This window comes from Pseudoalteromonas sp. OF5H-5 (assembly GCF_021530695.1).
Classification (GTDB): Bacteria; Pseudomonadota; Gammaproteobacteria; order Enterobacterales; family Alteromonadaceae; genus Pseudoalteromonas.
Map to the genome: position 1 here is coordinate 267898 of NZ_JAKGBF010000001.1, position 25660 is coordinate 293557.

Sequence of the window (25660 nt, forward strand, 5' to 3'; positions counted from 1 at the left end):
CCTCAGGTTGAGTAATTTATGCTACTACGCCGCTTGGTATTATGCTTTACTACTAAGCGGCAACGATTAATCTAAAGGCAGAAGAATAAGATGGATCATCAACAAGTACACGACTACTTGCTTGCAAAACCCTATACCAGCGTAAGTCAACCTTTTGGTGAAGGCGTTGATGTATATAAAGTGAAAGACAAAATGTTCGCGACGTTGGCGCTTGGTAAAATGGGCAAAGAAGATGACAAGCATCCCCATTGGCGCGTAAATCTCAAATGCGATCCTGATGAAGCGCAAGCGCTGCGAGACATTTTTAGTGCGGTGTTACCGGGTTATCACATGAATAAAAAGCTGTGGAACACGGTGGTGCTCGATGGCTCCATTCCTACAGGAGAACTTGAGCGGATGATGGATAACTCATTTCGCCTTGTAGTCGAAAAAATGCCGAAAAAGCAGCAGGGGATTATCCTTGCGCAGCATCAATAGATGCACAAACCACTTGGTACACGGCGTTCACTTTAGGCTCTGTGAGCGCTTGATTTGCCACAACAAAATGTACTGGGAGCGAAAAGTCTAGCAAACTAGACAAGGCAACTTCTGCTTCTTGATCTGCAATGGCGTTGGCTTCAATAAAGCTCACGCCGAGTCCTGCCTTAACTAAAGCCAAGCGGGAGCGCTCATCCGCAGCATTAATATTTACCGCGTTTACTTCGCTTAGCTGTTGATCAAGTTGCTTATCAAAAGGGCAGCCTTTTCCCATACGTATCCACGTCATCTGTGCCAATTCGGCTTTATGTGATGGCGTAGGCCAAGATGCAGGATAAGCGGTGGTAACTGCAACTTCTGTGAGCGGTACCGCACTAAAATGTGCAGGTACTTCGCCATAAATAACCCCACCATCAAGTAGCCCATCACTGAGTTTGTCGACGATGACACCACTTGAGAGTAATTCCAGCGAAAAAGAAAGACTTGGAAAGTGCTGGTTGAGGGTTTTTATTAGTGTGCCAAGTTCGCTCGAGGTGCCAATAGGGTGGTTCAAGCCAAGTCTGAACTCGCCTGTGAGCAGTGTTTTGGCTTGCGATGCGGTGTGCATTAAATCATTTGCACTTGCAAGCGTTAACTTAGCTTTGTCTAGCAAGATCTTACCTTGTTCTGTGAGCTGCATCCCTTTGCTAGAACGATGAAACAATACTGTATTGAGTTCTTCCTCAAGCGCTTTGATATGGGCGCTGATAGCAGGTGGTGTGGTGTACAGTCGTTTCGCTGCTGCTGTTAGATTTTGGGCCTCTGCAACCGCAACAAACGACCTTAAATGGTAAAACTCCATTGCACTAAACTCAATCACGTATTGAATACCACCAGTTTAAATGAGCTTGCTGCGATTGCCTATTCTGAAATGATGAACATCGCCTTCAAAAAATATGAATTCATTAACGCCTATCAAGTGCGTAACGTAGTTGACCTCGGGTGAGGTTAAATAACCTGAGCTAGCTCATTCCTTATCCAAACCTCAGGTTAAATAATTATCCGCAGCTCAGATTATTTAGGACCCAGAGTATTTAAATAGGAGTTAGAAGATGAAAGTAGAAGTATCACAGTATTTTGCAATGAAGCTGGCTTGCGAAACGGATTGTGCTGATGTTTATCAGGCGATGTTAACGGGGCAGCAGGATTTTGTGCTATTTGATGTCAGGTCGAATGAAGCCTTTGCCAAAAGTCATGCTCAAGGCGCAGTCAATATGCCAAGCGCAGACATAAGCGAACTGACGATGGCTAAGTATGACAAGGTCACACCAATCGTGGTTTATTGTTGGGGTCCTGGGTGTAATGGCGCGACAAAGGCCGCGTATAAGCTTGCAAAAATGGGCTATCAAGTAAAAGAGATGATAGGTGGAATTCATTACTGGGAGGATTTCGAGCGTTACCCCGTTAATCGCCGAGTGTCTCAGGCTCAAAGTTGATGTAGGTGCATTTTTCTTCATCTCATGATTATACTGTTATTCATTCACGGCACATTTATCAATGTGTAAAGTGAGTGAATAACGATAATAACAAGGGAAATATCATGTCGAAACTATTGTACTGCGCCATATTTTGCTCGTCTTTGCTAAGTCAGACATCCTTCGCCACTGACTCAGCTCAACATCAAGTTCAACAAGTTGCACAAAATCTTTTACCTAGAGTGCAATTGGAAGGCCAAAAATATAAACCTGTAGATTTGCAGACGCGTCTTCAAGAAACGCATTTGCCGGGCTTAAGCCTTGCCGTGATCAAAGATGGTAAAGTGGTGTGGGCTGAGGGTTTTGGCATTGCAGATAAAAAGCAAAATCGAAAAGTGACCACTGAAACGCTGTTTCAGGCAGGGTCAATTAGTAAGCCAGTTGCTGCGCTTGCGGTATTAAAGTTAGCGCAAGATGGTAAAGTCGATTTAGATGCTGACGTTAATCAATATCTCACCTCTTGGAAAGTACCAACGAACGAATTTACCAAAGCCAATCCTGTTACTTTGAGACAGTTAATGACTCACACCTCGGGGCTCACTCAACATGGTTTTCCGGGCTACGTGCGTGGTAGTAAAATTCCAACTGACGTTGAAGTCTTAATGGGTAAAGGCAATACCGACTTAGTGACGGTTGACACTTTGCCAGGTAAAGCTTGGCGCTATTCTGGCGGTGGTTACACGGTAATGGAATTGCTCGTGGCAGATGTGACAAAAATGCCATTTGAAGAGTATGTCCAGCAGGCAATTTTAACTCCGCTAGGGATGCACAATAGTACCTATGCGCAACCATTACCGAAAACGCTATGGTCAAAAGCCAGTGCTGCGTTTGACGATAAAGGCGAGCAAGTTGAAGGGGACTGGCATGTTTATCCAGAACAAGCCGCGGCTGGCCTTTGGACCACTCCGGTGGATCTCGCTAAATATATTATGGCCGTACAACAAGCGTATGCAGGCAATACCGTGGGGCCCATCACACCAGAGCTGGCGAAGCAAATGCTTGAAGTTCATCATGACGTATGGGGTTTGGGACCAGAGCTTGAACAGCGAGAGCAAGGGCTTGTTTTCACCCATGGTGGTAAAAATAAAGGCTTTAGCAATCGTTTTGAAGCATTTGTGGAAAAAGATGAGGGTATGGTGTTGATGTCCAATGGCGACTCAGCGAGTACCGTATTTGGTGAGCTTCGCATTGCCATCAGCGAACATTATGGCTGGAATTTTATACGCAGTAAAAAGATAACCGCGATTACATTACCTGAGGCACGCGCAAAGCAATTGGAAGGTCTGTATGCTTATGAGAAAGATCATCAGTTTAAAATGAAAATCACCCGAGAGGGGACGCGATTTTACGTCTTAGATATGGCCCGTGATAACCTGATGGCCTTTGTTGCCACAGAGGAAGACACTCTGATTGAGCTTGAAGGGGGCGCGGATGTCACCATTGAAACGAATGATAAAGGTGAGATCACCGCGGTGATTTGGCGTGGCCTATATCGTTTTGAGCGGATTTAATCGGAAACTTCACGTCAACGAGTAGTCTGTCTCTGGTATTGGTATAAAATACATCTAGCGTTTATGTACCGTTTTGACTGGTTAGATAGCAGCCAAAGAACAGGTGTCCAGCGGGGGGGCAGCCCTTCCTGGCAACCTTGCAATCGAGTTGGTATTGAGTAACACGGCGACAGTTTACTCTATTTTCTGGTGCTCTATGGATTGCTGCCTTATGTGCTCAACCAACTGCGGAAAAAAGGTTTGAAATCCAGATTCAAGCTGGTGGTAGTGCTCTTTTATATCCACTTCAGTGCCTGAAAATTGGTTTTGAAAACGAATACGTTGGGCGATGTTATCGAGTGCATGACCCACACCAGCTACGGATTTATAGGTGGCAAACCAATCATTTTGTGTCATTGCGCTAACGACTCGTTGCATGTGCGCAGGCATGATGTGCAAGTTATCGTGCAGCAATGAAAAGCTCTGACGTTTAAAGTCATCAAGCGAGGTGCTGTGATATTGCTGCCAGTGCTTAATCAAAAAGTGGTCATATAACACATCCAGTGCAATGCCTGCAAAGCGGCGACGCGTGGGCGAAAAAAGTTGTTTAGCAGATTTTGTTATCGTGTGGCTATCAGTAAATTTATCGACTTGCATATGTGTTTGTAGACCAAGTTGCACAGGTTTGGGCAGTACTTGTATATTCACGCCTTTTTGAAAGTCACCGAGCAAGTTGCCAAAGTGCGATGCGGCAGTTGGTTTGGCAAAGTACAAATGCGCCAAATAATTCACAGAAACATCCCCCCCAATAATTCACTCTAAAACAGAGTATCGCATTTGTCCGCACATACAAATACCAGCATATATGAATAACCATTTAATTCAGGAAGGAGAAACATAGCTTAGGCTATGCTTGTCTCCATTACTCAGAACATCAGGGGAAGTGTGATGGCGCTAACGGCTGAATTGAAGCAAAAGACCAAGCGATTAGTAGAATCAAAAAATATGCTCAAAGGGATCACGGTTGCCTCTTTTTTAGAGTCAACCATCGTACCTATTCCGCTTGAAGCTGTGATGGTGCCGCTAATGCAGGCAAGGCGAGAAAAACTATGGCTAATTGCGCTAATGGCGACGGTTGGATGTGTGATTGGTGCCTTATTTGGTTATGCGTTGGGTTACTATTTATTTGATGCAGTGGGGGATTCCGCTATTGAGCTGCTGTCGAGCCAGTCTCAGTTTGAGCAAGTGAAAGCGCAGATGCAAAGTCAGGGATTTTGGTTTGTGTTGACCTTAGGTATTGCGCCAGTACCTTTTCAGATTGCCATGTTAGCAGCTGGCGCCACAAAGTTTTCACTATTACAATTTCTAATTGCAACTTGTATTGCCCGTTCACTACGTTATTTTGGCTTGGCGGCGGTCGTTTACTTTGCTGGTGATCAGGCTGAAAAGCTAATTAAACAACATAAAATAAAAGCCGTTATTCTCACAACGGCAATTGTGCTGCTCGCATGGTGGATAACTGGTCGCTAGTAGGGCCTAGTATTTTCTATACAAAAATTTTGATTCATTTTGTGAGCGTGCAAAAGCGAGTAAATCATCGCTCAGTGTTAGTGGCTCTGACACCAGCATTTGATACTGTTGATAAAAGTTATGAGGGGCTCCGGCGCGCTCAAATAATGCGAGGGCTGCTTTCCCTTGTCGAGCATACTCTCTGTAATCTTTGGACTTATTCAGCAGTTGAATATAAGCAAGGTAAAAAAGCTCAAACTCAGCATGTCTTGCAGAGCCTGTCTGCTTTAACATGAGATCAATGTTGTACAGCAGCTCACTTTGGTGCTGCATTGTCTCAATTAATTTATTTTGATCTTGGCGGATCATTGAGGCTACTACTCGTTCTTCAAAGTTATTCAGTTGCTCTGTCACTGTGTGATGAAGCTGTATAAATTGCTCCGCATGTATGGTACTTAACTGCTGCTGAAGGTTGCGCAAAAGCAAACTTTCCTGCTTACCTAGTTGTTCAATTTGAGATTCAGCCACCGTCAGTACAGTTTGGTAGACTGCATTGTGCTTTTTACCTTCAGGAATAGCTGCAATCTGCTTTCGAATCGCTTGAATATGAGCGTTGATCAGCGACAATTTTTGATTGACGTCGATTATGTTCCATTTACTAGGAGGTTGGTTAAAGAAGCTCGTGAGTGCAATTTCATGCCGGTTTGATGCAGAATGTAACTTTACCAATGTATCAATCAGCTCGGTCAGAGGATAGTCGGCAGATAAGGTGCGCAGCAATGTATCCGCTTGCACTGAATTGTTAAGTGCTTTTGATTGCGCGGCTTTTATCTGAGCCGTAACGATATCAGCGTTTTCATAAGCAATTTGTGCGTCTAGTAGTAAAGCTGAGGCATTTTGTGTTTTTTGATATAAGCTTTGCCATGTGGCGCTATCATATTCACTGAGTGTCTTGAGCGCGTGTGCTTGTGCTTCTATGTCTCTTTGTTGTTGAGCTTGTGTGAGTGCTCGCTCGGTTTTTGTTATTTCGACCGGTGTACAAGCCACAAGTGTTGCGAAACAGAGAGTAGGGAATAGTTGCTTCATATCGTTATTGTTTTGTATTCCTTTTGCTTAACGTTAGCATCATCACTGCAATGGGGCAATATTCCTATATTGGGTATACATTTCGATATTTGCCCACACTTGCATTGTTCAATGGTTGTCTGATCTGCATTTTGCTGGCTGTCGCTGAGTAATAACTCTGCTTATAAAAATGAAGTGCATTGTCTTGCCAATCCAACTCGAGAAATTGACAGACTTCCTTCATCACAGCCTGAGGCATTTCTACCAGCGATTCATAATTCACAAATTTAATTTGAGTCGGATGTTTTTGTGCGGCATCTTGCAAAAACGCATAAGCATTATCATACATAGCTTGAATATCTTGCATCCGGTATGAGTAGCCATGAAAGGGGCTATTCGTTTGATATAATTGACGAAAGTTTGCGATACAAGTATCTGTTCTGTCTCGTTTCATCACGACAAATTTCGCGCGTGGAAACGCCTTTGCAAGCAAATCGATAAAGAAAAAATGAAATGGTTGTTTGTCTATAAAACGTTGAGCACCAGCAAAGGACTGCGCGGTGAAGAGACGGTATTGCCCAATGGCGTTAGCCTCTTTATAGGCGTGGCTGATATATTGAATATTACTGTCGTAGTCACGAGAAAACCTAAGTGCTTGGGGCAATACACTGGTTTCTCCCAGCGGTTGTAGCGACAATTGCGCTAAGATCTGCTCCATTAAACTGGTGCCTGAGCGTGGTAGCCCAATGATAAATACAGGTGCAAGCGTTTGCTCTGGAGCAAAATCAATAGGCTTGTCTAGAAGTTTGCCAAGTGCTTGAAAATAGCCAGTCATTTGTTTAGATGAATAGGAAACCTCAGCACTGACCGCTTGTTTACTGGCCACAAAGCTTTGCCATGCCTTGGGATAATTTTCCTGCTTTTCGTATTCGAGTGCCAGTGCATGGTGAAGCCGCTGTAATGCAAGTGGTGTAGTTTGCGCTGTTATTTCAGTTGCTAACTGAGCGATGCGAGTCGATGCTAATTCTACAGGAGTAAGCTCTGAGTAGGCTAACTGGCACTTTGCATTACTTGGGTTTGCTTGCACTAAAGAGGCAAGCAGCGTCCGCGCTTGTGCTAATTCACCAGACATCTTTAAATGCATTGCATAGTTGAGCGCGATTTCAGGACAGTGTGGTGAGCGTGTATAGGCATGGCTAAAATGCCAACCAGCGCCAGTATATTGATTTAATCTCAGTAATATATTTGCGAGGGTATCGTGCTCAGATCCCGACAACTGTGTGTTACCTAGCAAATGCAGAATATAACGCTTTGCCACTAATGGTGCTTGGGTAAAAAGCGCAAGTTTGGCAGCGCTCAATGAGTAAAATGCGCAGGGAAATAAACTTAGGCACTTGTCGTAAATTTTTAGTGCTTTGCTGAGATTACCGAGAGCGATATTCAATTCGGCCAATAAGGCGTACGCGTGGTGATCGTTGGCATTGGTATTAATGCGAGCGACTAATGCGTGATGCGCCGCTTGAAATTGACGCTGTTGAATATAGCTTTGGATCTGATTGTATGATGTCATCGCAACGTAAAGAGAGTGAAGGTAACTTCACTCTCTATTTTAGTTTTTTGCTGATTATAACTCAAACTGGTAGTTAAGCTTGACCCCAACGGTACGAGGTGTTGTGACATAGTGTCCGTACACTCGCTGCTGCTCAGGCAAGGCTTTGTTTAACGCCGCGAATTTAGCTTCACCAGCCCAAGACTTGTCGCGTCTTACCGAGGTGAAAGCAAATTTGTCAAACAGGTTGTCGACATAAAAAGTGACGGCCCATTGCTCGCTTGAAAGCTTAGCACTGAGGTTAGACAAGGCAAATCCTGGCAATACCTCTCCGTCAGCTTTGAGTCCGACTTTCGTGTATACGTCACTCTGCGCGGTGACCCCATAATTAACGTTAAGCATTTTGTCGTCGAACACTTCCTGCTCGTAGCTTAAGCCGAATGAAAACTGCTGTTTTGGCGCGCCAGGTAGGCGGTCGCCATCTGTACCGTCATAGTACGGCTGGTAAAGCGCAATTTCTTCTGCGCTATAGTCACCTTCTTTGAATACCGCAAACAGGGCTGGTGCATCATCAGTTAGCTGTGCTTTTGCATAAGAATAGGTTGCATACACCGTCCACTGGTCGTTCAACATAGCCCGGGTTGACAACTCAATCCCACTAGAGTTCGCAGATCCAGCATTAGAGGTAATGATCTCTTGACCGTTTACCGTCACGGATGAGATCTGTGCATCTTCCCAATCAACACTGAATAATGCGGCATTGAAATGCAGCTTGTTATTCAGCCATGTAGATTTTAATCCCAGCTCATAGTTAGTGGTGGTATCTGGTTTATAGCTAAGCTCATGCGGCAGTGCACAGATGATCTGTTGCTCTGGTAGTGTTTCTGGACAGGACTCCAAACCGTTGCCACCGCCTAACCTAAATCCTTCACTGACAGTGAAGTACGTCAGCAGTCCATCTTGCCAAGTGTAATTGGCATTAAACTTAAACAAACTACCATTGTCTTTGGCACTGACTTGTTCAAATGAAATTTGTTCGAGGCTTGGCAGGCCCCCAGAATAGAGCGGGGTTTCAGCCGCTGACTCAGTTTTAACATCATAGCGATAGAAACGAGCGCCCACTGTGATATTAAAATCATCTGAAAATGCGTAGCCGATTTCGCCAAACAATGCAGACTCTTTGCTGGTGGCATTGGTAAGTGCAATATACTCAAGGTCTTGCTCAATATTGTCGATTTCATCGCCCCAAAACGCCGTGAGTCCTGGCGTGTACTCTCTATCGTCCGAGCTAATTTCTTGTTTACTGTAATATACCCCAGCAATCCAATTTAGCGCGTCATCCCCTTTAGAGACTAAACGGATCTCTTGGGTAAAAGTGTCTTGATCTGTGGTGTCTTTGGTCAACGCGGTGAAACTAGGAAAATCCGCATAACCCGGCCAAATATCATAAAGTAGATCGGTTTGATCTCGTTGGCCTTGTTGTTCTTTACTTGACCAACCGGATGCCGAAACTAAATCAGCAAACTCTAAATCGGCGTTGATTTCAAGGCTAAGCAGGTCGTCTTCTTGTTCGTTAGGTTCAAGCACGCGATAGGCTGACTCGTATGGTTTGATCGTATCGGCAAGCGAGTGCTGTGCTGCAAGGCTTTGATATTGTGAAATTGAGTTAGCGCCATTTTCTTGCTTCTGGTGAAAATAGTTCAGCGTGGTATCGATATTCTCACTCACCAACCAACGTAGAGAAACCCGTGTGGTCGTAATGGTCTCATCATTTGCATCCGCAACTGCGTTGATGTTTGCTTTTACATCCTCAGCATTGGACCAATCAGGATCTGGGTTTGAAACGCCAGCTTGCTTAACCACATAACTGTAATCCATAAAGCCGGGGTTGTGATAGCGGTTAATACTTGCACGAACGGCTAATTCATCCATCACTACAGGCATATTGAAGACAGCACCCACTTCATGACCATGGCTGTCACTATCATTGATACTGAATAAATCACCACTTAGTTTACCCTCAATAACGTCAAGCACTGGTGCTTTAAGCATGGTTCTAATCGCACCACCTAGCGTGCCTGCACCGTAAAGCGTACCTTGTGGGCCAATCAAGACTTCAACACGTTCGATATCGGTTAGTCGCAAATCCACATTGATTGGGATTTCGCCGAGGTAAGTTGCCACGGTTCCCGAGTCAGAGGCACGTTCTGACGAATTAGTATTCAAACCACGAACAATAATAGGTGAACCTTCACGGCCACCTTGTTCTGTGATTGTCAAACCTGGGACCCATCTTGCTACGTCTTCAAGGTCGCCAATATTTTGGTCGCTCATTACATCGCTGTCGACGGCGGTAATGTTTAATGGCGCTTCTTGAACTGTGCCTGCGCGTCGAGTTGCTGTTACTTGAATTCGCTCAATTGACTTTTCTTGAGCCTTACTTTCTTCTGCTTGTGATTGATTAACAACAAAAAAACTCGAACTAACAGCTAGTGCGACTAAGCTTGGATGGAGCTTACTCATAAATGGTGGAACCTCAAATTTAGAATTAAACGTGACGAAATTTCAATATTTATAAATGGGTAAGTATGCAGGTAGCACATTTTAGTCCCGAGTTTAGAGAAAATTTCATACAGCTGGCGGTAAATAGACGGGCAATACTTTGTATTTACTTTAGGTAATTTAACCACCCTGAAACTGCGGCGCATGCTAACATGCTTATTCGTATTTTGTGAATAATTATTTTGATTTTTTGAATGGTTATTTCTTTATGGAAGACGGCTATTTGCGAAAATTTTTAAATAGCTTAGAGTATTAGCTCCGTATACTTCTTTTATACATCGATAATATTAAGGAAAAACAATGAAAAAGCTGATGTTTGCATTGTTGGCATCTTGTTCGTTACTCGGTTGCTCTGACAGTGAAGTTGGTGATGTATCTCTTGGTCTATTTACGCTCAAAGATATAAAACTAGACTCTATGGTTGACCCTGTTGTAACGGGCGTGACCTGCCATGTCGCGAGTGTTGAAGATAACTTGAGTTTTTCAGATCCTAGCGATAGCTCTATTTCTTGTCGTCAAACGAGCGAAATAACACCGGCAATGCTAGCAAATATAGACAAAAGCGATTCTGGTGAAGTGGTGTTCAAAAAATCAAAAAGTGTGTTTTTTAAAGCAATGAAAGTGAGAAGGATCTTTGATGCAAAAAATCAAACTTTAATGTACTTAGCCTATACCACCAAGGAAACCTCTGGCAGTTTTAAGCATAGCTTATCAACTGTGCCACTATGGGGAACTCAGGCTTATCAAGGCGATAAAACCAATTAACTCGAATGTTCGCTAGCACATAAACCCACACGCTTCGATAATTGCATTTAATGAGTTATTTTTTTGTTTGAATTAAACCTTTTTGCTCACGATTTCGACTAAGCTTAGTAGTGATAAGTTTAGGAGAAATCGTGATGTTAAAAACACGCTTTTTAGGGAAAACGGTCAATATTGCATTTGCAGTGATGACTGTATTGTTTGTTATTTTAACGTTAACAACTGATGCTCATAGCATCTCATCTCAAGCTGCTCAGGTTGAGATGTTTAGCCAAGACGAGGTAATCTCTGAATCCAAATCTAAGTAAATTTGGGCCGTGATTTATCTTGTTTTGCTGATTAATGTCATTCGAAACGATGAAAATATAATATAAATATTACGCTCGGCTCAGTCTCTGTCGCGCGTGGTGTTAAGTGCATAAATTTGCATGAAGTTTTTATGACATACATTCATGCTTCACTTACGCGCTGTATAGCGTATAAGCTCTAAACCGCCATCTCTGACTCATCTCATTAATAGTCTTAGCTAGGCTGCCAGCAAAATTGTAATTAATTTGTTGCGTTCTCCTCAGTCTGCATTAGCTTTAATTAGGGACTAAGAAAAAAGCAGCGCAGTTTGCAATCGGATATTTGCAAGTTTCTGTTTTAAAAAAACTCGAATTTTAGCTGACGCACTCGCTATTCGTCTGACTAAAACGCTTACAAACAAGGAAGAAATATGGCACGCCAATTTGATAACTTTTATAGTCATGGGGCAATTAGCTTTAGTGACTTTGTTAATTGTGTTTCTAGCTTATATACAGGTCCAGCTTGCTTGGATGACAGTACATTGAGGCTGCTAGCTGAAATGTTGTATCGGCTATCGCAAAATAAGCAATTTCTCGCGGCACGAGTTGCGGGTAGTAGTAATTACCAACATCATGCGCGAGGGATGGTGGACAATGATGATCTATATGTACTTTACGAAAATAAACGACCATTTTTTAAAGTATGTGCACAGATTTGGCATCCAACGCCAAAGCGGGGAACTCAGCGCTGCTTTATTCCACAAGTGCGGGACTACAATTTTACGGCATTGACGACCTGTTATTTTGGCCCCGGTTGTGGCAGCAAGCTCTATCAATATGAATATAGAAAGGACTTACAGCAAGGCGATCACTGTGATTTGCAGTTTGGGCAGTTTTATCAATTTACCCCTGAATCTGTACTCTTTACCGAAGCATCGAGAGATGTGATAGCCCAAGCTTTACCCAAAAGTTTGAGTATCACCATCAGCTTACAGTTAGAGCAAAGGCCACATGCTTGCTTTGTGTTTGACAAGTCATCTGGTCGCGTGCAGCGCGTTATCGTTGAGTTACCGTCACAATGCGCTAATACGCCAAAGCCCCTAGTGCTCGAAAGCTAAGCTAGTTTGTTGGAAAAAGCTCGGAAAAGTCAATTAATTCGCAATTTTCCGTCTTTTATAGCTGTAACAAAAACGCAAATATGTTACTTGTAGTTGCATCTATGAGAATAGCGTGAGCACTTTATTGCAGTCTCATATTCTTAATAAAGTGCTTATATCCATTTGCTTTTTCAAATAGGTATGACTATTCCATCAGCAGCCAGATCTGCACTGGTATTTTAGCTTTGACAACAACCTTAATGGAGCGGCGTAATAATGAATAAAATAAGCTTGGTAGCACTCTCTGTTGTGCTAGGTTTGAGCGGATGTGCTCAAGACAAGCCAAAAACAGAAACTACATCTGTTGCTAAAACCACTGAATCAACTCTCTCTCGTGCAGAAATCGACAAAGTCGTAGAACAGTACACCAAGCAGTTTATTAACCACGAACCCGCACTTGCCACTTCGCTCAAATTATCAAGCAGTGAATATGGTCACTACGCCAATAGACTGCCAGATTACTCGGTTGTCGGTATGCAGGCGCTACAGGTGGATATGAACGCAGCCGCAGATAAATTGAAACAATTACAATCGGGCGTGGCGAACTCTGATGACTTGTTGCACCTTAAAGTAAATGAAGTTATTGCCCGTTATTATGCCGGCGATAAAGGCTTCTCTGCAGGTTATATTGATACTTGGGGCGGACACCTGCCATACATTGTTAACCAGTTGTCTGGCCCATTGTTGGATATTCCTAATGTGCTAAAAGATCAGCATGGAATTGAAAGTGAGCAAGATGCAAAAGACTATGTTGCGCGCCTAAATGCCTTTGTTGAAGTCACGAAGCAAGTTGCAAGCAAGGTAAAAGCGGATGCCAATAAAGGCGTAATTTTACCAAAAGTATTATTTCCAAACACGCTAGGTTATTTAGATAACTTCACGGCGCCAAGTGGTACAGAACATCCTTTGGTTGCGTCGTTTAAAGATAAACTTGCGAATATTGATGGTATTACGGATAAAGCCGCCGCTGATTATGTTGCACAGGCAACACAAATAGTTGAGCAAAAGCTTTATCCTGAGTTTAAAAATGTGTCTGCGATTATGCACGCGCTAGAGAGCAAAGCGCCTGAAAATGTCGGTATTTGGGTTCAACCAAATGGCGAATCTTTCTACCAGCATGAAATCACCTATTTGGCGGATTCTGATATGAGCGCGGAAGAGATCCACCAAATTGGCCTTGCTGAGGTGAAGCGTATTTCAAAGCGCATGGACGAAATCCTTAAGCAAAATGGCTATTCACAAGGTACTGTTGGTGACCGGATGAAGCAGCTCAATGAAGAGTCGAGATTCTTATATGCGGATTCTGACGAAGGTCGTGAAGCGTTATTATCGTTCTTGCGTGGTGAAATAGGGACAATTTTACAAAAAGCGCCAGATTATTTTTCTACAATTCCACCGCAACCTGTTGAAGTTAAACGTATACCAAAGGCCGTGGAAGCAGGTGCGCCAGGTGGTTACTACAACGGTCCATCGCTTGATGGCAGTCGCCCAGGGGTATTTTCAATCAACCTAAAAGACATGAAAGCAGTACCAAGCTTTGGCATGAAAACCTTAACGTATCATGAGGCGGTTCCTGGTCACCACTTCCAAATTGCGCTTAATATGTTGCAAACAGAAATCGGTTTGATGCGTCAAAATGCCTCATTTAATGGTTATGTTGAGGGCTGGGCGCTGTATTCAGAGCTATTGGCATACGAAATGGGGATGTATAAGGACGACCCATTTGGAGACTTAGGTCGTCTGCAAGCTGAGGCATATCGTGCGGCTCGATTGGTGGTTGATACGGGCCTACATTATAAAAAGTGGACACGCGACCAAGCGATCACGTATTTTGCTGATGCAACTGGTACGGCGATGAGCGATGTGGTATCGGCTATCGACCGTTATATCGCTTGGCCAGGACAAGCGCTTGGTTATAAGTTAGGTATGCTTAAATTGGTTGAGCTTAGAGAGCATGCTAAACAGCAACTGGGCGATAAGTTTGATATTAAAGCATTCCACGACGTGGTGTTGCTAAAGGGCGCAAGGCCAATGGCGCTTGTTGAAGAAGATATCAAGACTTGGATTAATTCTCTGAAGTCGTAAATACACTTTTCGGCTTGAAGTCAGTGAACGATGCTGGCTTCAAGCTGATGTTATTTAAAAAACCTTATAACACTCGTTCACACTTACCGTACTTAAATTCGCTATCATAATTTGCAATTCGGCTTTGCCACGGCATTTTCAATAATTTCTTTGCTGCGATGTATATCTTTCTTTTTCAGCTCAAGTCCTGCTTCATCTTCATTTTTGACCGGTTGATAAGCGAGTTTTGCATAAAGCGCAAAGTGATCTGACCCTATGTTGTTGAGCCTTTTAATATCGATCACTGTGAAATGGTGACTCGAAAACAAATGATCCAGCGGCCAACGTGCAAACGGGTACTGTGCATGAAAAGTGTTAAACATGCCTCGGCCAACTCTCGGATCAAGAAGCCCACTTATTTTCCTAAATAACCTCGTGGTTGGTGACCAAGCAACATCATTGAGATCGCCAGTGACAATGGTGGGCAGTGGCTCATTTATGACGCGTTTGGCGACAACCACCAATTCCGCATCTCGCTCAATGGCCGTTTCGTTTTCGGTGGGGCTTGGCGGTGCCGGATGTAAAAAATGGGTTTGGAGCATGATATGGGGAGCGATCCTGAGTTTTGCATGTATCGAAGGTACGCCTTCTTCAACGATATACTCACATTTTGCCTCGTCTAGCGGGTAGCGAGCATAAACGTGCATGCCGTATAAATTGGATTGTGGACATTTAACGCTGTAGGGCAGTATGTCCAGCAATGAGTCTAATTGTTGCTCCCATATCTCATCACTTTCTAACGTGACTAAAATATCAGGTTGATGTACCCGGACTTGCTCCAGCAGCAAATTAAACTGTCGATTAGTTTGCAGTACATTGGCGGTGATCAAACTAATTGTGTGAGTATTGGTTGTCGCTGTTTTTACCTCGACAGGCCAAAGCGGGGTGTAGGGTAAAATCCACCACAGTTGAAAACTTAAACAACCTAATAGAGAAATGGCAGCAAGCGCGGCTACACTTTGAAGATTAAGATAGAAAATGGACAGCAGTAGCGTAAATGCGGTAATAACAACGAGCTGAAGCCGCGGGAACTCCATTGCTCTCACACTCCAATGCGGATGTTTAGCAAGTGGCAATAGCGTAGCTAGTAGGATAAAACCACACAGCGCGACGATAACCCAAGTCATGAAATTCCTCAGCAAATAGATGAATTTAAGAAGTATATTTCATGTTAGCTGAAATCGCTGTGAATAGCATCGGGTCTAGGCGCTTGCCTAAACCCGATACTCGTCAGGGATATCTATACCAAATAAGTCGAGATTAGTTTTGGTACGGAGTGTTTTCCGCAAAATATTCATGGCTGTCAGCATTTTGAATTGCTTGACTTGGATTTGAGTTTGCTAAGTTTTTCGCACCAGATTGGCCATAAACGATGTCATCTGTACCTGCAACGGCATTAAAGTGACTTAGCTCATGAACAATCGTGCCTGCGCGTGAATCCGTACCTAGCTCATTTGCGCTCCAAAATGCGCGACATAGATATACTTTGTATGGTTGATTTGGGTATACATAAGCAAAGTATGATTTGTTACAACTACAGTCAAAAGTGAGATCTTGGTTGTCGATTGCATCATTGATTGCGTTGAAGTTAGATTTCACGGTTGCATAGCGGCTGCTTGTCGCTGCGCCAAACCAAGTTTGATAACGCGTAGACGGGTTGCTCGCTGAGTGGCTATTTAAGTAAGCAACAGAGTCATTAGTAATTTGGTCCGCAGCATTCAGTGCTGACAAAATACTGGTTTTTTCACTGTTACTACAACGACCTGTAAAACAAGTGCCATCAGTACAGTCTGCTGCACCAGCGACTGGTTTTGCGTTAACTTGGAGGTTACCTTTGCTTAATGCTACACCTTCAAGCCAAAGATTGACCGAATTTGAGCTGAGTTCTGCTACATCGGCACGCATCATCGATTGCTGCCCCATCGTTCTTGTAGTCATGCTTGGGATTTCTTTTTTACCGAAAAGGTCAAATGATTCAACATCATAACTAATTTCGTAGTTACCTGGCTGGCTAAGATCATAAAGGCCCGAAAGCTCAAATGATTTAGTGAGCGTTTCGCCAGACTTTAGCTTGATAAAGTCAGCTTCGGTAGGAGCTGGGCGTTTGTAGTGAGGGCCAAAGAAATTAACTTCTTTACCATCACGCGTAATTTTAAAAATATGCTCTTCTTCGAGATCTGTATACCAGCTTAAGATTTTTTGGTTACCTTTACCCTGATTGGTGATGTTTAGCGTCGCAATAACATCGCCATTGCTTTTTGTGTCGACATCAACGCTTACCGCTAGGTCTTTATTCATTGCTTGAGCATTCAGTGATGCGGTTACGGCTGCTGCGAGTAACCCGGTAGATAGTGTGCGTGATAGTAGCTTCATTATTTCTTCCTGTTGAGGTTGCTACAGTCTCTCGGCTGGCAGGTACAAAACCAGTTGTGAGGACTGAGTTTACTTGTTGTCATTTCGTTATTTTTAAAGGTGAATTCACTCTTCACTTTTAATTAACAATAATATATTCGATGTTTAAAGCAGAATTTTCACAATAGAGCTAAAAAGTTTACATTAAAAAATTACCAATAATTTCAAATAACTGTAATGTTATTGAAAAGTATGGATAAATTTAATACAAAACTGGGGAGCGGGTAGTTGTGAATTTATTGTTTCATTCACATTGATTTACATTGTGGTGTTTGAAATGGTATTCCAGCCGAAGTTGGAGTGGCACTGATGTTATCTAGTTAGCCATTATCAGTGCCAAACTGGGTCTTAGATTTCGGTAATGATATCGTCGATAGCAAAGCGAGATTTAGGTAATTTAGCATTAAAATCACCTTGGTCTCGATAGCCCAACGCGACAATGGCAAGGGCATCAAAGCCTTGCTCAGTTAACCCAAGTTCATTGCTGAGAATTTCAGCGTCAAAACCCTCAATGGGTACAGAGTCTATACCGAGTAGTGCAGTGCTTAGCAAAAATTGCCCAAGATTTAGGTAAACTTGTTTGCCAGTCCATGCTTTGATTGCTTCATCGCTGGTTTGATTTAAGCCGACAAAATAGCGACGGCCATTATTCATTTGTGCTTCTACCTCAGAGCCTTTTTCAAATCGGCCGTCGGCACTTTCTTTGGCAAGCACTTTATCTAAATGTGCATCATCTATATTTTGTTTTGCAGCAAATACAACAACATGTGATGCGTTAAGTACTTTGGCTTCATTAAATTTGTAATTCTCTTGTGTGCTTTTAGCCACCTGAGTTTTGCCTGTCTCAGTACTTGCGATGACGAAATGCCATGGCTGAACGTTGGTACTAGATGGGCTCAGCCTTAGTACTTGCTTAAGTAGCTCAATATCTGAATCACTAATTTTTTTATTAGGATCAAAGGCTTTTGTGGAATAACGATTGTGAATTGCATCGCGTAATGTGTACATAACAGACTCCTAAAATTGCTTTCAAGAGATAATAGGGTTTTACATAATCAATAAAAAGATGATAATGAGTTAAATAGTTTCAAAAATTTTTTGAAAATGAATACACAAGATTTAATCGTCGTGATGAAAACGGCTAAACTTGGCAATATTAGTGCGGCGGCTGCGCAGTTAGATATGCAAGTTGCCACGGCGAGCGCTGCGATAAAGCGAGTGGAAAAGCACCTTGGCTTTCAACTTTTTGTGCGTTCTACGCGTAGCTTAAGGCTATCAAAGCAAGGTGAAACTTATTTGCCAATTTGCGAGCAGGCACTTGCGCTTTTGGCTGATGGCAAAAAGCAGGTGCTCGACAACGACAACGAAATTGACGGTGAGCTAAGGTTAACCGCACCGTCAGATTTTGGCCGTAATATTCTCCTTCCTTGGCTAGACGAATTACTTGATGAATACCCTAAACTTGCCCTGAAGCTTATTCTTAATGATCACAATCTCGACTTTTATCGTGACGGTGTTGATATCGCGCTGCGCTATGGTGCGCCTGAAGACAGTAGCTTCTACGGCTTTAAAATTTGTGATGTGCCATTGCTGCTTTGTGCCTCTACGGAATACTTAGAAAAACAAGGCACACCAAAGGATCATGAGGAATTAAGCGAGCACCAAGGGCTATTCTTTTTGATCAGAGGCAGTAAGTTTGATACGTGGAAACTGACGAAAAATGAACAAACTTACAAAGTGGTGCTTAAAGGGCGTAGAACCAGTAATGATGCGGATGTGGTAAAGCGCTGGTGTGCGCAAGGAGCGGGTATTTCATTGCGATCCGCGATAGATGTAGCAGACCAACTAGAACAAGGTGTGGTGCAAAGTATATTAAATGACTACCGCGTTGAATGTAAGCCGTTGTGGTTGATCTGCCCGTCAAAGCAAATGATCAACCCAAGTGTGAGAGTGCTGCGCGATAAACTAAGAAAGTACTGCCAAGCGCTTGTAGAAAAGGCCGAGCGGTATAAATAGCTCTAGGATTTGGCAGAGTCCGTATTTTTTAGCTTGTCGGGTAAGTGGGTTGGATAACCAAACAGCGCCAACCATTTGCCTTTTAAAGTGTTTGCTTGTGAAAAGCGGTGGAACATATGACGCCACTGAGCAAAGTTAACATCTAAAGGGGTCTGCTTTGGTGCCGCACCTCTTATTCCATAACAAATTGGTATGTCTTCACGCTCCTCGATAAAGGTGCCAAAAAGCTTATCCCAAATGATCAGCACCCCGGCAAAGTTTTTATCTATATAGTCAGGATTACTGGCGTGATGGACTCTGTGGTGGGAAGGCGTATTAAAAATTCGCTCTACCATCCCTAATCGATTAACCGTTTGTGTATGAACAAAAAATTGAAAAGCTAAGTTGATTGCGACGATGGTAAATACCAAGGTCGGGGTAAATCCAAGAAGTATCATAGGCAGCCAGAACAGCCACATACCGACAATTGGGTATAGCAAGCTTTGGCGAAATGCAATGGTAAAGTTCATGTTGTTAGAACTGTGATGGACCACATGTGCACTCCAAAGCCAGTGAATACAATGTGATGCGCGGTGAAACCAGTAATACAAAAAATCTTGCAAGATAAACCCAAAGAGCAAAGTGAAGGTATTTAATTCGATTGTGAATAAGGCAAATTGATGGAGCCAGTAAAAGAGCGGCATCAGCACAAGCAAAGCTAGCGCGTCGCTGCCTTGATGGAGCAACGCAAGTAGGGCATTGAGTAATGAGTCTCGCAAATCATAGTGTTCGTGGTGCTTAATATACTCCCAGGCAACACAAAGTAAAAAGACGGGACTGAGTGCCAGTAAAATTAGCGATACATCAACCATATATAGCTCCTTCTTTAGCCAAAGCTTTGGTACTTTATATGCACTAGCGTAACGGGTTAGCCATTGACAATCCTGCCAAACTGCGCCAACAATTTGTCCAAATACGACAAAAGGAACTGCAATGCACTCCACTTCGTTTGTTTATTTTTATAGTGCGTGGGTATATCTCCATGACCATTTTACCGATGACAAGAGACTGCAAGGCGAGTTTGCTGAGCTGGTAGCGTCACGGCCTGAACGTGTAACACTCGTTGAGTACGAGCGGTTGCTTGAGGTAGGGCAGGAGTTAAGCGGCGATCCCTTGATTGGTTTTGAACTGGGTAAAGCCATTCAGTTGCATGACTATGGGGCGCTTGGCTACTTGGTCGAAACCAGTAAAGACTTGCAGCAGGCTATAACCTCATTATTGCATTACGACGCAATTGTTGCCGATATTGGCCTCGCCGTATTCACAAGTGATAGTGACAATGCCAAGTTAACTTGGCAACCAAAAACCCCGCTGGGTAAGCAAGCCATTTTGCGTAATATGACCGCTTGGGTGAGCGCTGCACGGCAGCTTTTGCGATCAACTTTATCGCCTAACCAACTCCAGCTTAGCTTTAGCGTGTGTGACCTAGAATTACAGCGGTTGCAAACTTGGTTTGGTTGCCCCATATCACAAAATTGCCCTGAAAATGCACTGTCGTTTCCGTTAGATTTTCTTACCATGCCAGTCGCTACCGTCGACAGCCTAATGCACGAACATATTGAGCAAGCGGTTGCAAAATGCGTATCAGCGCTCTGTGATAATCATGATTTAAAAACGCGTGTTGCCAATTTACTGGCGGCAAAGCACTCACTGACTGGAGTCAACCAAGCAAGTATGGCTAAGGCATTAAACATGAGTGTGCGTTCGATGCAGCGTAAGCTAAAAGCACAACACACCAGCTTTAGAGCCTTACTCGACCAAGAGCGAAAGCATAGATTTGAACAACTCATCGGCAACGCAAGGTTACTCGATATTGTAGACGCACTCGGTTTTACAGAGCAAAGTGCGCTGAATAAAGTTTGTATAAAATGGTATGGGAAACCACCGTCAAAGCTAAAGTGAAGAACCGAAGGTAGGTAAGTTTTGGTTTGTTAGTCAAATTCCCAGCTTCGGTGCAAATATGTAGTGGGAATACTATAGTGGGCGTCATCGATTCCTCAATTCTTAATTATTTGAATAATAAATTAACAAATCCTATAAATAGCAATAGGTATATGGTGGTTATTATTAATAATGTTTTAGATCTAAATAAAGATGAGAGAAAAGAAAATCCAACTTGGTGTTGTGCTAAATTTTTAAAGAAATCTTTAGGGTTTGTTTTTTTCATTATATTTATCCTTCTCGTTTAGATTTAAGTTTTTTTAATCAGGCTTTTTCCTCTAATTAGTTGTATTAAAAAATAAAAGTTAAAACCTATAATTAGTAAAAATAAACTAATGGTTATCAAGTTTAAGGCTTTGTATGTGGCTGCTAAAGTTAAATATACTTTGTGATGGGAAAAGAAAAAACGGAATTAGTAGGGTTTTAATCATGTTTTTACTCGAAATTAAATGCCTAGTTTTTTAAAGTTTTTTTAGGTGTAGAGTTTTTACAAATACCTAAATCAACTAAAATTCAACATAAAAGCTTCAATGAAGAAATAATAGGTTTCACTAAAATGTCGCATAGTAAATATTTTTCTTCCGGGAGTATAGAGCTATTTACATTAATCTAGTCAATTCCAGTCGGGGACTCGCTGTATACGAGTCCTAAATGCGACTTGATAAAACTACCATAAAAATTCACAAGAACAAAAATCAATAAAATAAAATTTATCACATTATATCATAGTGTTAGTTGTGTTTGTTATAGAGCAATAGCAACTAGATTTGCCAATCATAATAATTATTTTCAGGTATGTAGCCGACAGGGTGGGATTCCACTTCAGTTTTCAGTTTGTGCTAGTTTGTGCTGACACCCACCTAAAGTTTGTGTATTCAAAAGATGACAGCTTCAACTTTGAAGTGCCTCCCCTGTATCGGTGAAAATATGGGATGGGTATTATCTGTTCGCTCTCTTTTTAAACCTAAATTTACCGGCAACGTTATGTTGAAAGTCGAATAGTAGTGATTATTCTTCTTTAATCATGTTAAACCGCTAGTCCTTTTTATGCTTTGCTTCTTCAGAGCAATATGATTCTTGATGCGTACTTTCTACGCAATGACAAAACCAGCTTTCAAAACGTTTGAGATAATAAGCTCCTCCGAATCCATCGTTCTTATCATAAACAATGTAATCAGTGCCGCCACCTCTAAGGTACTTCTCTCCGGTGCCAACATATTCCCAATAGGTTAAGGAAGTGAATAAATAATTGTCATTAACCAAAAAACCAAGAAAATTAGGAGTATGTTCATAAAGGTAAGTTTTGATCGTGACGTGTTTCATTCCCTCGGCTTGCAACCTTTGCTTGGTAAATTCTATTTCCTTTAATACTGATTGGACTACAGAATATCTTTCCGTACCACCATCGATTGAGCCGACTTGTTGCGGCGCTAATAAAGCTATCTCTATGACTATTTGCTTTTTACTCAACAGACACATCTCTGAGCTTGGATCTAAAAATCTGGCAATTACAGTACTCCAGCCATGTCTTCCTGCGACACCGATATATTTGATATTTATTTCTCGTTCAGATTCACATAGTCGACCAATGTCTCCTAACAAGTCATTGGATTTAATTATTTTTACTTCTCTACGATTGTGCAAAACAGCATCGTATATTTTGAACAAAAGCTCCAGCAAGATAAATGCAATAGGTAACATCAACCCTGTTTTGATGGTGTTGGCGACTTCAACTCTAAAAAATAATTCAGTTGGCAGCATGTCAACAACAACTGCAAGTAACAATAATAATATTAGTAGTTCTTTTTTAGTCGTTTCATATGCGATACGAAGTCGGGCCAGAAGATTTGCTTTCCTTTGCATGAGGAAGTCCTGTTATTTTATTTTTGATCAATTAAGTATTGTAAACTTTACTGATAATGCAATTTTTCTTCATCGTTAGCATTAATCTTATTTATCGAACCTTTAATTTGTTTAACCGATTGAAAATAAAGCTTTTTATTCCATACGCCGACAGCAAGAAAGATTTATCTTGAGAATCAAAATTACTCAATTGCCAAGTGCTATATTTAAGATTACAACTACTCCACTTTAATGTGGCCCTTGAATTTGCCCACTAACCCTATGTTAAATCGTGGGGTGCCTAAACCATCATGTACTGATGTGCTAACGCATCGCCACCTAAGGATTATTTAGATGCTATCTACTCTATTCGTTGTTGATCAAAATGCAGATGTACTGCCTTTGGCAAATAACGTAGTGACGTTTGAAACGTATTTGCAAGAGTACCCAAAGCTCGGTGAATCAAAACTTCGAGTGATTAATTTATGTGACTGTGACCGTTATTTAAGCCAAGGTTATTACTGCTCTTTACTTGCTGAAGCGCGTAATCACCAAGTGCTTCCGAGTCTAAAGGTTATTAATGGTTTACGTGATGGCGATAATGCGTTGTTTTTATCGCAGGCTTGGTTTGATAAGCGTGGGATCGCGATTACCGATGACGCTGAGCTGATCATTTGTATGGGCGAAACCCAACAGCCTGAATTTAGTAAGTTGGCGGCGTATTTATTTCAGCAATTTCCAGCGCCTTTACTAAAAGTGACATTACAGCAGCAAGATAAAGGCGTGCGAGTGCAGGTGCAGCGTCGCGACTTCTCGACTCTGCAGGTGGCGCAGCTTGAGTTTTGTACTCAAGTATTAGGTCATGTGCATGCCACTCAGTGGAACAAGCGTAAGAGTCATAAAAAGTATCGCTGGGATATCGCGATGCTGGTGGACCACGATGAAAAATTGCCGCCAAGTAATAAAGGGGCGATCAGCCGCTTTGTTAAAGCGGGTGAAAAGCTTGGCATTAAAGTACATCCATTAGAAGCGGCTGAGTTATACAACTTAGGCCAATACGATGGGCTATTTATTCGTGAAACCACAGCGATTGATCACCATACTTATCGCCTTGCACAAGAAGCAGAGCAAAAAGATTTAGTGGTAATTGATGACCCAAGCTCGATTCTACGCTGTTGTAATAAGGTGTTTTTACATGATGCTTTTAATTACAAGAAGGTGCCAAGTTTAGAAACGCGATTTGTGAGTCAGTGTAATGAACAAGTAATCGATAAACTCATTGCTGAGTTATCGTTACCTATGGTGCTTAAAATGCCTGAGAGTTCGTTCTCAAAAGGCGTATTTAAAGTAAAAACCAAAGAAGAGCTTGGCGAGCGTTTACAAGAGCTGATGAGCGTCTCTGCGATTGTGTTGGCGCAAGCTTACTTATACACGGACTACGATTGGCGTATTGGGGTATTAAATGGCCGTGCAATTTACGCATGCCGTTACCATATGGCACGTAACCATTGGCAAATCTATAACCATGAGTCAAAACGCAATTTCTCGGGTGGGTTTGACACGCTACCAACCTTTGAAGTGCCAAAAGCGGTGTTACGTGCGGCGTTAAAAGCGGCGGCAGTTGTGGGTAATGGTTTGTATGGTATTGATATTAAAGAGCACAACGGCAAAGCCTACGTGCTTGAAGTAAACGATAACCCGAATATTGACCAAGGGGTTGAAGACAAATATCTCGGTGACGAGCTGTACATGCAAGTGATGTCTGAATTTTCAAGACGCCTTGAAGCGAGAGGTAAAAAGTAATGTTGCAAGCCGCGTTGGTGCTTGAAAAGGCGACACTGCAGGATTTGAACTCACTGAATGCGCTGGAGCAAAGCTGCTTTAGTGCGGATAGACTGAGTCGTCGCCAACTCAAGCATTACATCAGTTTTGAACATAGCCTGCTGCTCACTGCAAAGTTAGCAGGGGAACTTGTGGGCTATGGATTGCTTTGGTTGCACCAAGGAACGCGGCTGGCAAGGCTTTATTCATTGGCGGTATCGCCTCATCATCAAGGTAAAGGGATCGCACGCCAACTGATGTCTGAGCTTGAAGTCAGAGCGGGTGAAATGGGCTGGTTATATATGCGTTTAGAAGTGGCTAAACGCAATGACGCGGCCATCGGCTTATATAAACGCATGGGTTATCGTGTATTTGGCGAGTATCAAAACTACTATGCGGATCATGATGACGCGCTAAGAATGCAAAAATGTGTGCGTAAGCTGTCGCAAAAGGCGGTGTTGCATCAGGCTCCTTGGTATCAACAAACAACAGACTTTACCTGCGGACCGGCGTCACTGATGATGGCAATGGCAAGCATAGATCCAGGCTGTATGGGCGATCAGGCCTTAGAGCTTGAGATATGGCGTGAAGCGACCACCATCTTTATGACCGCAGGTCACGGCGGCTGTCACCCATTTGGTTTGGCATTGGCTGCGGAGCGCCGTGGTTTTGCGGCAGAGGTGATGGTGAATACGGCAGGCCCGCTATTTTTAGATGGCGTGAGAAGCGCGCAGAAAAAGCAGGTGATGACCTTAGTTCATGAGCAATTCCGTCAAGAGTGTGAATATCGTGATATTGCTATTCACCAAGCCGATGTAAAGCTTGAACAGGTTGAACAATGGTTGTTACAGGGCAGTGCGGTATTGGCTTTGATCAGCACTTATCGGCTAAACGGTAAAAAAGCGCCGCATTGGGTGCTTATTACGGGGTTGGATGAGTTGTGCTTATATCTTAATGACCCTGATGTTGAGGACGACCAAAACCCTATCGACTGCCAGCAAGTACCAATCGCAAGGTCGGATTTTGAAAAAATGATGACGTTTGGCGCAAGCAAGTTAAGTGCGCTGGTGGTGTTGCACGAGTCATTTTAAAT

22 protein-coding genes are annotated in these 25660 nt (G+C 42.7%); 12 read left to right on the top strand and 10 right to left on the bottom strand.

The features are described from left to right. Positions 1-90: 90 nt before the first annotated feature. Complete coding sequence (locus tag L1271_RS01255) at positions 91-477, top strand: MmcQ/YjbR family DNA-binding protein (RefSeq protein ID WP_235366589.1); 387 nt, start codon at positions 91-93, stop codon at positions 475-477. Here L1271_RS01255 and L1271_RS01260 read toward each other — a convergent pair. Next, complete coding sequence (locus L1271_RS01260) at positions 455-1336, bottom strand: LysR family transcriptional regulator (RefSeq protein ID WP_235366590.1); 882 nt, start codon at positions 1334-1336, stop codon at positions 455-457. The two genes, L1271_RS01255 and L1271_RS01260, sit on opposite strands and share 23 nt — an antisense overlap. 232 nt (positions 1337-1568) lie before the next feature. Between L1271_RS01260 and L1271_RS01265 the strand changes: the two genes are divergently transcribed. Then, positions 1569-1952: a rhodanese-like domain-containing protein gene (locus tag L1271_RS01265; protein ID WP_010606234.1), complete on the top strand. Its 384-nt coding sequence runs from the start codon at positions 1569-1571 to the stop codon at positions 1950-1952. A gap of 104 nt (positions 1953-2056) precedes the next feature. Further along, positions 2057-3502, top strand: a complete 1446-nt coding sequence (locus L1271_RS01270) for a serine hydrolase domain-containing protein (RefSeq protein ID WP_235366591.1) — start codon at positions 2057-2059, stop codon at positions 3500-3502. A gap of 174 nt (positions 3503-3676) precedes the next feature. On the opposite strand, the gene L1271_RS01275 is transcribed toward L1271_RS01270, so the two are convergent. Next, positions 3677-4273, bottom strand: coding sequence for an acyl carrier protein phosphodiesterase (locus L1271_RS01275; protein ID WP_235366592.1), 597 nt, complete (start codon positions 4271-4273; stop codon positions 3677-3679). A 156-nt stretch (positions 4274-4429) separates the two neighbouring features. On the opposite strand from L1271_RS01275, the gene L1271_RS01280 reads away from it, so the two are divergent. Next, positions 4430-5011 (top strand): YqaA family protein, encoded by a 582-nt coding sequence (locus tag L1271_RS01280; protein WP_235366593.1) that lies wholly within the window; start codon positions 4430-4432, stop codon positions 5009-5011. 6 nt (positions 5012-5017) lie between these two features. On the opposite strand, the gene L1271_RS01285 is transcribed toward L1271_RS01280, so the two are convergent. The 3 genes from L1271_RS01285 to L1271_RS01295 all read right to left on the bottom strand — a co-directional run bounded on the left by L1271_RS01285 (position 5018) and on the right by L1271_RS01295 (position 10127). Further along, a complete protein-coding gene (locus L1271_RS01285; RefSeq protein WP_235366594.1) occupies positions 5018-6076 on the bottom strand; it encodes a hypothetical protein in 1059 nt (352 codons plus the stop codon). 64 nt (positions 6077-6140) lie between these two features. Continuing rightward, positions 6141-7625, bottom strand: a complete 1485-nt coding sequence (locus L1271_RS01290; protein ID WP_235366595.1) for a tetratricopeptide repeat-containing sulfotransferase family protein — start codon at positions 7623-7625, stop codon at positions 6141-6143. A 54-nt stretch (positions 7626-7679) separates the two neighbouring features. Further along, positions 7680-10127: a TonB-dependent receptor gene (locus L1271_RS01295; RefSeq protein WP_102057282.1), complete on the bottom strand. Its 2448-nt coding sequence runs from the start codon at positions 10125-10127 to the stop codon at positions 7680-7682. Between the two features lie 339 nt (positions 10128-10466). On the opposite strand from L1271_RS01295, the gene L1271_RS01300 reads away from it, so the two are divergent. The 4 genes from L1271_RS01300 (at position 10467) to L1271_RS01315 (ending at position 14457) form a co-directional block, all read left to right on the top strand. Next, positions 10467-10931, top strand: coding sequence for a CreA family protein (locus L1271_RS01300; RefSeq protein WP_102057281.1), 465 nt, complete (start codon positions 10467-10469; stop codon positions 10929-10931). A gap of 131 nt (positions 10932-11062) precedes the next feature. Beyond that, entirely contained in the window at positions 11063-11236 is a 174-nt protein-coding gene (locus tag L1271_RS01305) for a hypothetical protein (RefSeq protein WP_157782802.1), read from the top strand. A gap of 410 nt (positions 11237-11646) precedes the next feature. Then, a complete protein-coding gene (locus tag L1271_RS01310) occupies positions 11647-12333 on the top strand; it encodes a transposase (protein WP_102057280.1) in 687 nt (228 codons plus the stop codon). Between the two features lie 255 nt (positions 12334-12588). Continuing rightward, the gene (locus L1271_RS01315) at positions 12589-14457 is read left to right on the top strand and encodes a DUF885 domain-containing protein (RefSeq protein WP_235366596.1); all 1869 of its coding nucleotides are present in this window, start codon (positions 12589-12591) and stop codon (positions 14455-14457) included. Positions 14458-14561: 104 nt separating this feature from the next. Here the strand turns inward: L1271_RS01315 and L1271_RS01320 are convergent, their stop codons facing one another. The 3 genes from L1271_RS01320 to nfsB all read right to left on the bottom strand — a co-directional run bounded on the left by L1271_RS01320 (position 14562) and on the right by nfsB (position 17916). Then, on the bottom strand, positions 14562-15623 hold the full coding sequence (locus tag L1271_RS01320) for an endonuclease/exonuclease/phosphatase family protein (RefSeq protein ID WP_235366597.1): 1062 nt from the start codon (positions 15621-15623) through the stop codon (positions 14562-14564). A 133-nt stretch (positions 15624-15756) separates the two neighbouring features. Next, on the bottom strand, positions 15757-16869 hold the full coding sequence (locus L1271_RS01325) for a M35 family metallo-endopeptidase (RefSeq protein WP_010606245.1): 1113 nt from the start codon (positions 16867-16869) through the stop codon (positions 15757-15759). A 387-nt stretch (positions 16870-17256) separates the two neighbouring features. Beyond that, the gene (nfsB, locus tag L1271_RS01330) at positions 17257-17916 is read right to left on the bottom strand and encodes an oxygen-insensitive NAD(P)H nitroreductase (RefSeq protein ID WP_235366598.1); all 660 of its coding nucleotides are present in this window, start codon (positions 17914-17916) and stop codon (positions 17257-17259) included. A gap of 96 nt (positions 17917-18012) precedes the next feature. Here nfsB and L1271_RS01335 point away from each other — a divergent pair, with 96 nt between their 5' ends. Beyond that, a complete protein-coding gene (locus L1271_RS01335) occupies positions 18013-18924 on the top strand; it encodes a LysR family transcriptional regulator (protein WP_010606247.1) in 912 nt (303 codons plus the stop codon). 2 nt (positions 18925-18926) lie between these two features. Here L1271_RS01335 and L1271_RS01340 read toward each other — a convergent pair whose 3' ends face one another. Continuing rightward, on the bottom strand, positions 18927-19775 hold the full coding sequence (locus L1271_RS01340) for a sterol desaturase family protein (RefSeq protein WP_235366599.1): 849 nt from the start codon (positions 19773-19775) through the stop codon (positions 18927-18929). Between the two features lie 121 nt (positions 19776-19896). On the opposite strand from L1271_RS01340, the gene L1271_RS01345 reads away from it, so the two are divergent. Next, positions 19897-20865: an AraC family transcriptional regulator gene (locus L1271_RS01345; protein ID WP_235366600.1), complete on the top strand. Its 969-nt coding sequence runs from the start codon at positions 19897-19899 to the stop codon at positions 20863-20865. Between the two features lie 1074 nt (positions 20866-21939). On the opposite strand, the gene L1271_RS01350 is transcribed toward L1271_RS01345, so the two are convergent. Then, positions 21940-22767: a hypothetical protein gene (locus tag L1271_RS01350; RefSeq protein WP_010606540.1), complete on the bottom strand. Its 828-nt coding sequence runs from the start codon at positions 22765-22767 to the stop codon at positions 21940-21942. A gap of 333 nt (positions 22768-23100) precedes the next feature. Here L1271_RS01350 and L1271_RS01355 point away from each other — a divergent pair, with 333 nt between their 5' ends. After that, entirely contained in the window at positions 23101-24549 is a 1449-nt protein-coding gene (locus L1271_RS01355) for a RimK family protein (protein ID WP_010606541.1), read from the top strand. Then, entirely contained in the window at positions 24549-25658 is a 1110-nt protein-coding gene (locus tag L1271_RS01360) for a GNAT family N-acetyltransferase/peptidase C39 family protein (RefSeq protein ID WP_045988367.1), read from the top strand. Before L1271_RS01355 ends, L1271_RS01360 begins: the two co-directional genes overlap by 1 nt. Positions 25659-25660 lie beyond the last annotated feature (2 nt).

Excerpts from the sequence above, each read along its gene's own strand:
- L1271_RS01345 (WP_235366600.1), top strand. The coding sequence starts at position 19,897 with ATGCACTCCACTTCGTTTGTTTATTTTTATAGTGCGTGGGTATATCTC.
- L1271_RS01280 (WP_235366593.1), top strand. The coding sequence starts at position 4,430 with ATGGCGCTAACGGCTGAATTGAAGCAAAAGACCAAGCGATTAGTAGAA.
- L1271_RS01290 (WP_235366595.1), bottom strand. The coding sequence starts at position 7,625 with ATGACATCATACAATCAGATCCAAAGCTATATTCAACAGCGTCAATTT.
- L1271_RS01315 (WP_235366596.1), top strand. The coding sequence starts at position 12,589 with ATGAATAAAATAAGCTTGGTAGCACTCTCTGTTGTGCTAGGTTTGAGC.
- L1271_RS01320 (WP_235366597.1), bottom strand. The coding sequence starts at position 15,623 with ATGACTTGGGTTATCGTCGCGCTGTGTGGTTTTATCCTACTAGCTACG.
- L1271_RS01310 (WP_102057280.1), top strand. The coding sequence starts at position 11,647 with ATGGCACGCCAATTTGATAACTTTTATAGTCATGGGGCAATTAGCTTT.
- nfsB (WP_235366598.1), bottom strand. The coding sequence starts at position 17,916 with ATGTACACATTACGCGATGCAATTCACAATCGTTATTCCACAAAAGCC.
- L1271_RS01360 (WP_045988367.1), top strand. The coding sequence starts at position 24,549 with ATGTTGCAAGCCGCGTTGGTGCTTGAAAAGGCGACACTGCAGGATTTG.
- L1271_RS01300 (WP_102057281.1), top strand. The coding sequence starts at position 10,467 with ATGAAAAAGCTGATGTTTGCATTGTTGGCATCTTGTTCGTTACTCGGT.
- L1271_RS01265 (WP_010606234.1), top strand. The coding sequence starts at position 1,569 with ATGAAAGTAGAAGTATCACAGTATTTTGCAATGAAGCTGGCTTGCGAA.
- L1271_RS01355 (WP_010606541.1), top strand. The coding sequence starts at position 23,101 with ATGCTATCTACTCTATTCGTTGTTGATCAAAATGCAGATGTACTGCCT.
- L1271_RS01335 (WP_010606247.1), top strand. The coding sequence starts at position 18,013 with ATGAATACACAAGATTTAATCGTCGTGATGAAAACGGCTAAACTTGGC.
- L1271_RS01325 (WP_010606245.1), bottom strand. The coding sequence starts at position 16,869 with ATGAAGCTACTATCACGCACACTATCTACCGGGTTACTCGCAGCAGCC.
- L1271_RS01270 (WP_235366591.1), top strand. The coding sequence starts at position 2,057 with ATGTCGAAACTATTGTACTGCGCCATATTTTGCTCGTCTTTGCTAAGT.
- L1271_RS01350 (WP_010606540.1), bottom strand. The coding sequence starts at position 22,767 with ATGCAAAGGAAAGCAAATCTTCTGGCCCGACTTCGTATCGCATATGAA.
- L1271_RS01255 (WP_235366589.1), top strand. The coding sequence starts at position 91 with ATGGATCATCAACAAGTACACGACTACTTGCTTGCAAAACCCTATACC.
- L1271_RS01340 (WP_235366599.1), bottom strand. The coding sequence starts at position 19,775 with ATGGTTGATGTATCGCTAATTTTACTGGCACTCAGTCCCGTCTTTTTA.
- L1271_RS01295 (WP_102057282.1), bottom strand. The coding sequence starts at position 10,127 with ATGAGTAAGCTCCATCCAAGCTTAGTCGCACTAGCTGTTAGTTCGAGT.
- L1271_RS01285 (WP_235366594.1), bottom strand. The coding sequence starts at position 6,076 with ATGAAGCAACTATTCCCTACTCTCTGTTTCGCAACACTTGTGGCTTGT.